The 12,560-nt window shown below is 58.7% G+C and carries 10 protein-coding genes; 7 read left to right on the top strand and 3 right to left on the bottom strand.

Translation table 11 applies throughout. The annotated features are described in order from the left end of the window. Positions 1–5: 5 nt before the first annotated feature. A complete protein-coding gene (locus tag BFN67_RS03420; protein WP_080918204.1) occupies positions 6–1,841 on the bottom strand; it encodes a M3 family oligoendopeptidase in 1,836 nt (611 codons plus the stop codon). A 134-nt stretch (positions 1,842–1,975) separates the two neighbouring features. On the opposite strand from BFN67_RS03420, the gene BFN67_RS03415 reads away from it, so the two are divergent. From BFN67_RS03415 to BFN67_RS03395, 5 genes are all read left to right on the top strand, one after another. Then, complete coding sequence (locus BFN67_RS03415; protein WP_080918203.1) at positions 1,976–3,463, top strand: sigma-54-dependent transcriptional regulator; 1,488 nt, start codon at positions 1,976–1,978, stop codon at positions 3,461–3,463. A 259-nt stretch (positions 3,464–3,722) separates the two neighbouring features. Then, positions 3,723–5,504, top strand: coding sequence for a peptidoglycan L,D-endopeptidase MepK (locus BFN67_RS03410; protein ID WP_080918202.1), 1,782 nt, complete (start codon positions 3,723–3,725; stop codon positions 5,502–5,504). 108 nt (positions 5,505–5,612) lie between these two features. After that, positions 5,613–5,960 carry an SH3 domain-containing protein gene (locus BFN67_RS03405; protein WP_080918245.1) on the top strand — a complete coding sequence of 116 codons (348 nt, stop codon included), beginning with the start codon at positions 5,613–5,615 and terminating at the stop codon, positions 5,958–5,960. Between the two features lie 211 nt (positions 5,961–6,171). Continuing rightward, positions 6,172–7,842: an AIPR family protein gene (locus BFN67_RS03400; protein ID WP_204842118.1), complete on the top strand. Its 1,671-nt coding sequence runs from the start codon at positions 6,172–6,174 to the stop codon at positions 7,840–7,842. 478 nt (positions 7,843–8,320) lie between these two features. Further along, positions 8,321–8,677, top strand: coding sequence for a hypothetical protein (locus tag BFN67_RS03395; protein WP_080918200.1), 357 nt, complete (start codon positions 8,321–8,323; stop codon positions 8,675–8,677). A 185-nt stretch (positions 8,678–8,862) separates the two neighbouring features. On the opposite strand, the gene BFN67_RS03390 is transcribed toward BFN67_RS03395, so the two are convergent. Both BFN67_RS03390 and BFN67_RS03385 read right to left on the bottom strand, forming a co-directional pair. Next, entirely contained in the window at positions 8,863–9,507 is a 645-nt protein-coding gene (locus BFN67_RS03390) for a 2-dehydro-3-deoxy-phosphogluconate aldolase (RefSeq protein WP_080918199.1), read from the bottom strand. Positions 9,508–9,597: 90 nt separating this feature from the next. Continuing rightward, a complete protein-coding gene (locus BFN67_RS03385) occupies positions 9,598–10,473 on the bottom strand; it encodes an N-acetylmuramidase domain-containing protein (RefSeq protein WP_080918198.1) in 876 nt (291 codons plus the stop codon). 179 nt (positions 10,474–10,652) lie between these two features. Between BFN67_RS03385 and trhO the strand changes: the two genes are divergently transcribed. Beyond that, on the top strand, positions 10,653–11,588 hold the full coding sequence (gene trhO / locus BFN67_RS03380; RefSeq protein ID WP_080918197.1) for an oxygen-dependent tRNA uridine(34) hydroxylase TrhO: 936 nt from the start codon (positions 10,653–10,655) through the stop codon (positions 11,586–11,588). 215 nt (positions 11,589–11,803) lie between these two features. Next, complete coding sequence (locus BFN67_RS03375; RefSeq protein ID WP_080918244.1) at positions 11,804–12,559, top strand: SDR family oxidoreductase; 756 nt, start codon at positions 11,804–11,806, stop codon at positions 12,557–12,559. The last annotated feature ends 1 nt before the right edge of the window (position 12,560 follow it).

Below are 12,560 nucleotides of genomic sequence, written 5' to 3'. Positions count from 1 at the left end.
AGAAATCAATCCAGTTCTTCCAGTTCGTCGATCAGGCCGGAGATGACGCCGAGACCGATCTGCCAGAATGCGGGGTCGGAAGCATTCAATCCGAAAGGCTTCAAGAGTTCGGTGTGATGCTTGGTGCCGCCGGCCTTCAGCATGTCGAAATACTTGTCCTGAAAGCCGCGCTCGGCATTCTGGTAAACCGCGTAGAGCGAGTTCACCAGGCAGTCGCCGAAGGCATAGGCATAGACATAGAACGGTGAATGGATGAAGTGCGGGATATAGGTCCAGAAGGTCTCGTAGCCTTCGCGCAGCTTGATCGCCGGGCCGAGGCTTTCGGCCTGCACCTCCAGCCAGAACTCGCCCAGCCGGTCGGCGGTGAGCTCGCCGTTGCGGCGCTCCGTGTGGACCTTGCGCTCGAACTCGTAGAAGGCGATTTGGCGCACCACCGTGTTGATCATGTCCTCGACCTTCTGGGCGAGCATCGCCTTGCGCTCACGCCGGTCGGTGCTGGCATCGAGCAGGGAACGGAAGGTCAGCATCTCGCCGAACACCGAGGCCGTTTCGGCGAGCGTCAGCGGCGTCGATGCCATCAGCGCGCCCTGGCCGCCGGCCAGCACCTGATGCACGCCGTGGCCGAGTTCATGGGCCAGCGTCATCACGTCGCGCGGCTTGCCCATATAGTTCAGAAGCACGTAAGGATGCACCGACGGCACGGTTGGATGGGCGAAGGCTCCGGGCGACTTGCCGGGCCGCACCGAAGCGTCGATCCAGCGCCGGTCGAAAAAGGTACGGGCAATGTCCGCCATCTGAGGCGAAAAACGGTGATAGGCCGAAAGCACGGTGTCCTTCGCGGTGTCCCAGGGGATTGTCGCTTTCGGCGTTTCGGGCAACGGCGCGTTACGATCCCAGTGGTTCATCTGCTTCATGCCGAGCCAGCGGGCCTTCATCCGATAGTAGCGGTGCGATAGGCGAGGATAGGCGTCGTGAACGGCAGCCGTCAGCGCGTTCACGACCTCCGGCTCGACGCGATTCGCCAGATGGCGGGAATCGGCGATATCCTGAAAGCCGCGCCAGCGGTTGGAAATCTCCAGATCCTTGGCCAGCGTATTGGTGATCAGCGTGAACGTGCGCAGGTTTTCCGAGAAGGTTGCCGCGAGCGCCTCGGATGCCTTGCGGCGTACTTCGCCATCCTGATCCTGCAACCGGTTCAGTGTCGGCTCCAGTGTCAGTTCCTCGCCATCGACGGTGAAGCGCAGGTCGGTCATCGTCTCGTCGAACAGGCGGTTCCACGCGCCGCGCCCGGTGATCGACTTTTCGTGGAACAATTGCTCGATGCGGTCGTCGAGCTGGTGCGGTTTGTCCTTCCTGAGATCGATCACCCAAGGACGGTAATGACCGAAGACTGGATCGGCTTCGAGGGCCTTCTCGATGGTCGCATCTTCGATCTGGTTGAGTTCGAGCGCGAAAAACAAAAGATGGGAACTGGCGTCCGTCATCTTCTCCTGGATATCGCCGTAAAGCTTGGCACGCCTGGGATCGGAGGTGTCGCCGGCATAGACCAGCCCGGCATAGGAAACGATGCGGCCGATCAGTTCTTCCAGCGCCTCATAGGCGCGCAGCGCCGTGCCCAGTCTTCCCTGCTCGGCGCGGGCGGCCTCATCACCCAATTGGCCTTTCCATCGCGCCTCGAAGGCGGCCGAGTCCGCCATAGCTTTGTCGATGTCGCGCTTGAGTTCCGGCGCATCCATGGCCGGGTAGAGGTCGGCCAGGTTCCATTCCGGCAGATCGCCCGGAGCGGCCCGCTGCCCTGGCGTGGATGCGGTTGCGTGCTGGTTGGCCGAAGCTGCGGGCATTGCAATGTCCTTTCCGAGCGAAAGCCGGTCAAATCCTATGGATTTCGTTCACCGGCTTTTTTGAAAGCTTGTTTAGAATCCTGTGCCAAGATGATCCATAGGGCAAAACAGGCGGAACGTCGTTTCGGGCACACATGACAGGTTCCATTCTCATAGTCGATGACGATCCGGTGCAGCGGCGGTTGCTCGAAGGGGTTTTGACGAAATTCGGCCACCGGACTGTCGTTCTGGACGGAGGGGCGGCCGCATTGGTTGCCTTGGAGAAGGCTCCCGACGGGGCGTTCTCGGCTATGATCCTCGATCTCGCCATGCCCGGCCTCGATGGCATCGGCGTGCTCAAGGCGATGCGCGAGCGCGCCTTCGTCATTCCCGTCATCGTCCAGACGTCGCACGGAAGCATCGAAACCGTCGTGCAGGCGATGCGTCACGGCGCCTTCGATTTCGTCGTCAAACCCGCCTCGCCGGACAGATTGCGCAACGCGATCGCCAAGGCGCTGAAGGTCGCGGCGGCCGGGGGAGAGGTGAGACGCTCCCGAGGGGACGCCCCGGCGTCATCCGGCTTCCGCGACTTGGTGACGCGCAGCCCCAGGATGGACAAGGTCACGAGGCTGGGACTGAAGGCCGCCGCTTCCGATATCCCGATCCTGATCGAAGGGGAGTCCGGCGTCGGCAAGGAACTGGTGGCCCGCGCCATTCAGGGCGAGAGCGAGCGCCGGCGAAAGCCGTTCGTGACCGTCAATTGCGGCGCCATCCCTGCCAATCTGGTCGAATCGATCCTGTTCGGCCACGAAAAGGGCGCCTTCACTGGCGCCACGGAAAAGCATGTCGGCAAGTTCGTCGAGGCTGACGGCGGCACGCTTTTCCTCGACGAGATCGGCGACCTGCCGCTCGACGTGCAGGTCAAGCTCCTGCGCGCCGTGCAGTCCGGCGAGGTCGATCCGGTTGGCTCCCGCCAGACCGTCAAGGTCGACATACGTCTGATCTCGGCCACCCACCGCGACCTTCTGCAGCAGGTGAAGGACGGAAAATTCCGCGAGGACCTGTTCTACCGCCTCAACGTCTATCCGATTTTCGTGCCGCCCTTGCGCGAGCGCCGGGAAGATATCGCGCCTCTTGTCCGGCATTTCATCGAACATGTCGGCATGGGCGGCGCGTCCCGGCGCGTGCGCGGCATTGCCGGCCCGGCGCTGGCGATGCTCGAAGCCTATGATTGGCCGGGCAATATAAGGCAGCTTGAAAATGCGGTGTTCCGTGCCCTCGTGCTGGCCGAAGGCGACGTGCTGAGCGAAGCGGAATTCCCGCAGATCAGGGCGCAGGTCGAAGGCAGGGTTGACCTCGGTTCAAACGAGGCCGGCGCCACGGACGACGCGCCCGGCGCTCGGAAGCCGGAGCCCTCGGCACGAGACGAGGCGGCAGGCGCTGTTCGGCCGCGTTCCGGCCTGTTTCAGGCGCTAGACGAACGCGGCAATGTGCGCACCCTTGCCGCGCTGGAGCTCGACATGATCAGGTTCTCCATCTCCCATTACAAGGGCCAGATGAGCGAGGTGGCGCGGCGGCTGGGGATCGGGCGTTCCACGCTCTACCGCAAGCTCAAGGAATATGGTATCGACGCCGAAACCTGAGCGCCCCGGGCGCCTAAACCGATCATTTACCACGATGGGCGGGGCAATTTTTTGCCGGGAAGTTGCCACCATGTTACCGTAATTCAACTTCAATAAGGTGGGATTAACCATTAGGATCGATAGTCGGATGTAGATTGATCACATCCGTTTGGGCAAATCCGGGGACAAACGGCAGCCTGCAGGGCCATTTGATTTGAACAGAATCGAACGACACAAGAACGGGCGGACCTCTAAACGGAACCTCTGGCCCAGATGGCCGATGGCGGCCCTGGCCGCGATAGGGTTTCTCGCCGCCAGCATGGCCGTCGCCAAGGCCGAAGTCCGCTCGCTGAAGCTCTATCATCTGCACACGCACGAAAAGGCGGAGATCGTCTACAAGCGCAACGGCCGCTACGACAAGGCCGGGCTGAAGAAGATCGACCATATCCTGCGCGACTGGCGCCGCAACGAATCCGTCAGGACGGACCCGCGGCTGCTGGACCTGGTGTGGGAAGCCTACAAGGCCAGCGGCGCCACCGGCTACATCAATATCATTTGCGGCTATCGCGCGCCCGAGACCAATTCCATGCTGCGCAGCCGCTCCAGAGGCGTGGCCAAGAAAAGCCAGCATGTGCTCGGCAAGGCGATGGATTTCTACATCCCCGGCGTGCCGCTCAAGAAACTGCGCGATATCGGCCTGAAAATGCAGGGCGGCGGCGTCGGTTATTACCCGACCTCCGGCTCGCCCTTCGTTCACATGGACGTCGGCAATGTGCGCCACTGGCCGGGCATCAGCCGCAAGGAACTGGTGCGCGTGTTCCCCAATGGCAAGACGCTGCATGTGCCGTCCGACGGCAAGCCGTTGCCCGGCTATCAGCAGGCGCTCGCCGCCTATAAATCGCGCAAGGCCAATGGCGAGCCGGCGATTGCGCTGGCCAGCGCCGGCGGGTCGAGCAGCAAGTCGCATGGCCTGTTGGCCGCCCTGTTCGGCGGCGGCGAAGACGAGGCGGACGACAATGCCGATGTCGCTTCCGCACCCGCGCCGAAGGCGAAAGCCAAGGCGAGCAAACCGGAACCGGCCAAGAGCGAGACGCGCATCGCAATCGTCGCGCCGCAGGATGCCAACCGCGTCGAGATTCCGCAGCCGGAACAGGACACGCCCGAAACCATCATCGCCGCGCTGCCGGCGGGCGACATTCCGCTGCCGGGCTTCGCACCGCGGCCGAAAGCCGAGACCGGTGTCGAAACACCCGAAAATATCCCCTTCGGCATGGCCGATGCCAATGCGCCTGAAACGATCAAGACCGCTTCCGTGCAGGTTGCATCTGCCGCGCCGGTCGCCCCACAGGACATTCCGTTTGGCATGACCGACGCCAGCACGCTACAGGCGCTCGAAAATGCCGAAACGAGCGAGGCGCGCCCGGCTCCGCTGCCAAGCTGGCGGCCCGACGAGGCGCAGGCCGTCGCCTCCCAATCTGAAAAGCCGGTCTTGATGGCGCTGGCCGAAGCGCCGAAGCAGGCTTCGCTCACCGGCGGCGTTTTTTCCGCATTGCCATCCGCGCGGCCCGATAACCGGGCATCCGACAGAGCGGGCACCGACGAGGTGAAGGCTCTTCTGGAAAAGGCCTCGGCGGAACAAGCCGGCGTCGCGTCGCTTTCGGCCAAACGCTCCGTCTTCAGCGATCCGTCGGGGATCGACGCCGCGTCGCCGAAACTCGCATCCATCGAACGGCCTTCCGCAGACAGTCACTCGGCCGCCATTGCCGGGTCGGCAAAGACGACGCCGAAGGAAGCGCGGGCAAGCGCGGCGGATGCCAGGCCGGAAGCCAGGGCGGTCGTCGTGGCGGCGGCGCCGCAGGTTGCGCGCTGGGCCTTGCACAGCACCGACTATGTGGCGACGATCAAGGGTTCCACCACGGCGCCGCGTTTCGCGTATAACCTCGTGCGCACGCCGCCGAGAGAGGTCTATACGGTCGGCTTCGAGCCGAACGCCGAGGTGGCCAACTCCAGCCGCTTCACCGGCTCAGCGGTGAAATTCCTCTCGGTGGCGCATTTCAAGTAGGCGAGTGCGTTCCCCGGCAAAAAGATAGCTGGTTCCTGGCTACGGTTTTGCCGCGGAAAGCGGTGCCTGTTGTTGCCGGTTTGGCAATTTGCGACGGGAAAGGCGATCATGCAGGTGATTGTCATTGAAGGCCATTCCGCCTCCTATGCCGATCCGGTCAGCGTGAATGCCGGTGATCCTGTCATTCTGACGGAGAAAGCCGACGAATGGGATGGCCATACATGGCTTTGGGCCGAAGGGCTGGACGGCAAAGTTGGGTGGGTGCCTGACGCCATCGTGGAAAACAGAGGCGGGCGTTGGCACGCCAATCGAGATTATTCGGCCGCAGAACTGACCTGCGCCAGGAACGAAATCCTGATCGTTGTCGAAGAAACACATGGTTGGGCCTGGTGTCGCTCTGCAGCAGGCGATGAGGGCTGGGTGCCTCTGCGCAACCTCGCCCCGTACAATCCCTGATATCCACCACAGAATTCGGATCGCAAATTGTCGCTTGATTGGGAGTTTCGCGGCTGCTGGCGTTCCAGTGCTTTCGAACGTTGATTGGAGACGGGCAAGTTTGTGGCAACCGTGACAAGAAAGCTGCCGTTCGAGCATACTTCATATAAACGTGGTACCTACTTGGCATAGGGACTTGCCTCATCTTGCGGCACAACCTGCAAGGAGGTAGGTGAGCAATGAAGAAATTAGCGGGACGGCAATGGCAACACTGATAGATTTTAGCACGGTGACTCATAAGGTTAATGAGTGGATCGACGCAGAGCTCGGCATCGACACCGCCAGTAAAGCATTCATGCCTCTCATGGTTGCGTCAATTTTAGATATAACTGAAGAGGAAGCATACGACTCGATAACAGATGGCGGCCAAGACCGAGGAGTTGACGCTTTATTTATTGATGATCGTGATGGTAAAAACACGATACATGTATTTCAATTAAAATTTACTGAAGACTTTATAAAATCAAAATCTAATTTTCCATCTAACGAAATTGATAAAATACTTTCATTTTTGAATGATTTACTAGATAAAGATATATCGCAGAATAATTGCAATCCTATACTTTTCGAGAAAGTAAAGGAAGCTTGGCAGAGTCTCGCCAAGAAAAATCCTGCCATTGAAGTTCATTTTTGTTCGAATACGCTGCCGATGGTGCCAGATGAGCGCAATCGGCTCCGGAAAGCCATTGAAAAGTGGAATGGCGTGGGCGAAAATCACTACGGCCTAGATGAAATCATAAATCTTTTTCTTTCGATAAAACGCCCGAAGATTGATCGAGATATCCGTATTATTGATAAAGACTACTACGATAGAACTGACGGAAATGTTCGAGCTCTGATTTGCACAATCGACACGGCTGAGCTGGTAAAACTAATTTCTGACCCAGATGATAAGGACTCCGTTTATAGGCCGATATTTGATGAGAATGTTCGCGTTTATCTTTCCAATCGCAATAATATTAATAAAGAGATAATTTCAACGGCACTATCTGAAGATCGGCACCTGTTTTGGTATCTAAACAATGGCCTCACTATAACGTGTTCATCGTTCTCATATGCAAAGGGCGCTCGAGCTCCGGTAGTTTCGTTGAAAGACGTGCAAATAGTGAATGGAGGTCAAACTTCGAATGCGCTGTTCGAAGCATCTGCGCGCGATCTTGAGCGAGTGGCTGATGTTTTATTACTGGTAAGAATAATTGAAGCGAAAGAGCAATCCGTTGGGCACAAGGTTTCGGAGACAACGAATAGCCAAACTCCAATTAAAAGCCGTGATCTACGTGCGAACTCTCTTGTACAGCGCAAAATTGAAGAGGCATTGGCTGCCAAAGGCTATTTTTATGAACGGAAAACGGGCCAGTTTGCAGACCAGCCACGCGAAAAGCGAGTCGACGCTCAAACGGCTGGCCAAGCTTATTTAGCTTACGCCCTTGATATGCCAGAGGTAGCGAAAAAAGATCGCGGTCGTGTCTTTGGCGACTTGTTTGAGACAGTTTTCTCAGATGACCTCTTGCCCGAAAACCTGCTCATCCCGCTGGCGGTTTTGAAAAAGATCGATGCTTTCAAGAAGGACGTGCAGCGCCGCCTGAGAAGGGACGAGAAGGTAGACCAAGAAGACCTGTTCATTATTGATGGTGCCTATCACGTTCTTTTTGCGGTTCGCCGCATCTGCGATCGGGATGGCATAGATGAATTTTCACATGATGCTCTCTCTCGGATTGACGAGGCTATTGAGGCTGTTCGATCATGTGTGAAGAGCAATATGAATGAAACTTTCTCTTTCAATAGATTTTTCAAAGACTATGGTACTAGAACCAAGATCGAGTCATTAATTTCGCCAAAATAAAATATATTGTAATTGATGTATATTCAGCATTATAATTGTACATTGTGGTACCGATAGTAATTGAATCTGCGGGCTTATAAGGGTGCGTTAGAGACACTCTTGTTTTATCGGTTGCGGAGCCGTGCTGCATCTAACCCAAATGTCCGCAATTGGCGCAAAATTCCTGAAGCTCGTTGGCTGGGTGAATGGCAGACTTACGGCATACACATCCGGAAGCCGCCATTCTGCTTTCCACCCGTTTTCGGCCAACAGCCAAAGCATGCCGCCCGAAAGTGGGGACGGTTATCGGGATAAGAGCAGCGGGCGTTCTGACGAGTGTGGTTCCCGCTGCACTCGCTTGATTTCCTTAGCCGCATTAGTGCGACGCCAGACGATTCCGTCTGCCTGAAAAATGCTTTAGGCTATGCAGCGGAGCCTTTTTGTTCGACGATTGGCCTCGGCAGACCGAATAGCCAGGGCATTTGAAGAGCGCGGTCGCATGGACGGTGACGAGCCAACAAGTGAAGCGCCATTTGCGGAAGCAGCGGAAAACCACCGGCCGCTTCCGAACGGCTACCGTCAGGGCGTGATTACCGCCATAACGGTGATGCTGGGCTTTTCGCTTTATTTCCTGCGTTTCTGGGGGCTGGAAGCTTCCGGCGAGTGGACGCTGCCGACATTCCTCGCCACGGTGCCCATTTTCCTGTCGGCAGTCTGCCTGTCTGTCGCGCTGTGGCGCTCGCTGCAGGTGGAAGACGACAATGTGCCGGTTTATCGGGTCACGCTCAAATGGTTCCTGTCCGGCGTGCTGCTGGCGCTTGCCGGGGTGGTCGCCGCTGCGATCACCTATTCCTGAAATCCACCCGCCGGCCGGGCGGTCCAGCGCCTGCCTGGTGGTTTGATTCAGGCATTTGCATCCGTCTCATGCAAGGCGCTCAGGCAAATGTCTGAATCATAAAACCACCAAGCAAGTATATGATTCTAATGGAGCTTTGAATTTGATATTTGAAACGACGCTCGATGCAAACCGGGACTCAAATGTCAAATTCGCTCCACTAGTTCGCTCGCCTGCCTTGCAAGAGCCTCTATCTCATCCCAGCGGCCTTCCCTGACCATCGCGTCGGGCGCCACCCAGGAGCCGCCGACACACACGACATTGGGCAGGCTGAGGTAATCCATGGCGTTGCCGGAACTCACGCCGCCGGTCGGGCAGAATTTCACATCGGCAATCGGAGAGGCGAGGGCCTTCAGGAAGGCGGCGCCGCCGGCCTGTTCGGCGGGGAAGAATTTCAGGAAATCGAGCCCGGCCTCGCGCGCGGTCATGATCTCGCCCGGCGTGATCGCGCCCGGCAGCAGCGGCACGGGGCTGGCGTCCGCGGCGGTCAGCAATTCTTTCGTCAGGCCGGGGCTGACGATGAATTTCGCGCCGGCGCTTGCCGCTTCCTCGAATTGTGCGGCGTTGAGGATGGTGCCGGCGCCGACGATCGCCTCTTCAACCTCCGCGATCACGCGCCGGATCGCTTCCAGCGCGCCGGGCGTGCGCAGGGTGATCTCGATGACCGGCAGGCCGCCGCGCGCCAATGCGTATGCCAGCGGCGCTGCATGTGCCGGGTCGTTGATCTTGAGGACCGGGATGACCGGCTGGCCGTTGAGCAGCGAAAGGAGTTTTTCGGTCTTGCTGGGCATTTTTCGTCTTTCGGTGGCGGATCGGAATTCAAACGATTTAACAAAGGGTGGAGGGCGAGTCCATTCCGCGCCGGTGGCCGGCCGCGATCATCATTTCAGCCAATCGCGAAGCCTTGTCCAGAGCCGCTTGAGCAGGCCGCCCGGCGCAAGCGCCTTTTCCAGCGCGTCCATGGTTCGCGGCCCGGCAATGCCGTCGGCGGCCAACCCGTGATCGGTCTGGAAGCGCATCACCATCTTGGCCGTTGCCGGGCCATACATGCCATCCGCGCCGCTGCCGTAACCCAACGTCGCAAGGCGCCGCTGGAGTTCGGCCACCGCTTCGCCTTTCGAGCCACGCCGCAACAGGGGAGCACGCGGCGCGGGCGTGCCGCCGGATGCCGCGCTGTCCGCATAGTAATGATAGGCGGCGGCGATCCTGGCGTCGTAATCGTTGCGCCTGAAGCCCGGCCCGTTATAGCCGCGCGCGAAGGTTTCCCAGTCGTGCGCGCGCAAGGCGTCGGCGAGGCCGGTCTTTTCGATGTAGAGCACCATCAGCCGGGCTTGGCCTTGCGCGCCCGAGCGGGCTTCGGCCACCAGTGATTCGATTCCAACAAAACCCAACATTTGCCAATGCGCGCCCATCACCTGTCCAAGCCCCCAGGAGGTGGATTCATAGGCCGCTTTTGCATCAATCGCCGCCGCCTGTTCCAACATTCGCCAGCGTTGTTGTTGGGAAGGCGGGTTGGCGATGGCGCCGGCGACCGGCGAGGCCAGGCCTTTGGCGCGGGCAAGCGCCCGATCCTGCTCGTTCAGGCGGCGGTCGAAATAGTGGCCCTCGAAGCGAATAAGCGGTTCTTTACGGCCATTTACAAGGGCAAAGACATTGCCGGCGCTTTCGATATCGGCGATGGCGAGCAGCAAGGACGGTTCCAATCCGGCGGCGCGCGCTGCCGAGGAGATTTGATGGATAACGTTGTCATCGAACATTTTGGGGCCTCGTTCCTGTATCCAGGAAGTCTCGCCTATCACGTTGGGGCCGTGGATGAATTTTTGGATGGGCCTTCCGCGCCGCGCATGGACGCCACTGAAAACATTATAAAAACTTGTGTCCGGCTGCGACCCGACAAATTCTTGTATCCACGCCCTTTAACCATTACGGAAAGCGCATGAATACCCAACAACAACAATCCTTCCAGGTCGCGGCTCTCTACCGCTTCTCCCGCGTAGACAATTTTGAGGCGTTGCGTGCGCCTCTTGCCGTCTTTTGCCATGAGCGCGGCATCAAGGGCACGCTTCTTCTGGCCGCTGAGGGGATAAACGGCACCGTAGCTGGTAGCGACGCGGCGATTGCCGATTTGATTGCATATCTGGAATCAATTCCCGAATTGAGTGGCTTGGAAGTAAAATTCAGCCGTGCGACCACGATGCCATTCCATCGCATGAAGGTGCGGCTGAAGCGTGAAATCGTCACCATGGGTGTGAAAGGCATCGATCCAACCCGAAGTGTCGGCACCTATGTCGAGCCGACCGAATGGAATGCGCTGATTTCCGATCCTGAGACGGTCGTCGTCGATACGCGCAATACTTATGAGATTTCGCTCGGCACTTTTCGGGGAGCGGTCGATCCTGAAACGGCGAGCTTTCGCGATTTTCCAGCTTGGCTTGAGGATAACCGTTCGGCGCTGAAAGACAAGAAATTGGCGATGTTCTGCACCGGCGGCATACGCTGCGAGAAGGCGACAGCCTATGCCAAGGCCGCCGGCTTTAATGCCGTGTTTCATCTCAAAGGCGGGATATTGAAATATCTTGAGGACGTGCCGGCTGAAAAAAGTCTTTGGCAAGGCGAATGCTTTGTTTTCGATGAGCGTGTTTCCGTCACGCATGGATTAACTGAGGGGGAGGCACAGTTATGCAGGGCGTGCCGCCAGCCGCTCACAAAGCAAGAACGACTTTCCCCGCACTTTATCGAGGGCGTTTCATGCCCGCATTGCTTCGAGGCGCGTAGCGATGCCGACCGCGCCCGTTATCGTGAGCGCCAAAAGCAGGTCGAATTGGCGCAGGTGAGGGGAAGCGGGCCACATATCGGTGCCAAGGCAGATTGAGCAAAAGGCCGCGAACCAAGCGGCCGTGCGCACGTTGACCTTTTGTTAACCGAGTGCGCGCATCATTTTAGATAGTCGGATCGGCTTTCCTCCTCCCAGGCTGGTCCAGATTGGGGCGGTCGCCAATGACCGCCCTTTTTGTGTGCAAGCGCGATGCCTGCTTGCCATGGTCGGCTTCATTTGCGATGGCTGGCTTCTTTTCGGGAGAGATCGTCATGGCAGCACAGAACACCGCAATTGTGACCGGCGCAGGCACCGGTGTGGGCAAGAGCGTAGCCATTACGCTGCTCAAGACCGGATGGAACGTGGCATTGTGTGGCCGGCGCAAGCGCTTGCTCGACGATGCCATCTCGTCCGCCGGCAAGACCGAAGGCAGGGCGCTGGCGGTGGCATGCGATATTACCAAGCCGAACCAAGTCGATCACCTGTTTGCCGAAACCACGCGCGAATTCGGCCATCTCGACCTTCTCTTCAACAATGCCGGCATGAGTTACAAATCGACGCCGATCGATGAGATTCCTGTCGAGGTGTGGAATGATGTCGTCGGGGTCAACCTGACCGGTTCGTTTCTGTGCGCGCGCGCAGCTTTTGGCATCATGCGGCACCAGAAACCGATGGGCGGGCGCATCGTCAACAACGGTTCGGTTTCGGCTTACGCACCGCGGCCCGGCTCCGTGCCCTATACGGCGACAAAGCACGCGATTACCGGCCTCACCAAGACGCTCGCGCTCGATGGCCGGCCGTTTGACATTGCCTGCGGCCAGATCGACATCGGCAATGCACTGACCGAGATGGCCGTGCCGATGACGGTCGGCGTGCCGCAGGCGAATGGCACGATCGCGCCGGAAGCGGTGATGGACGTGCAACGCGTCGCCGATGCCGTGCTTCACATGGCAAGCCTGCCGCTGGACGCGAATGTGTTGTTCATGACCGTGATGGCGACCAAGATGCCATTCGTCGGTAGAGGATAAG

Source organism: Manganibacter manganicus (assembly GCF_002075885.1).
Classification (GTDB): Bacteria; Pseudomonadota; Alphaproteobacteria; order Rhizobiales; family Rhizobiaceae; genus Mesorhizobium; species Mesorhizobium manganicum.
This window is presented reverse-complemented; position numbering and strand designations above follow the sequence as displayed.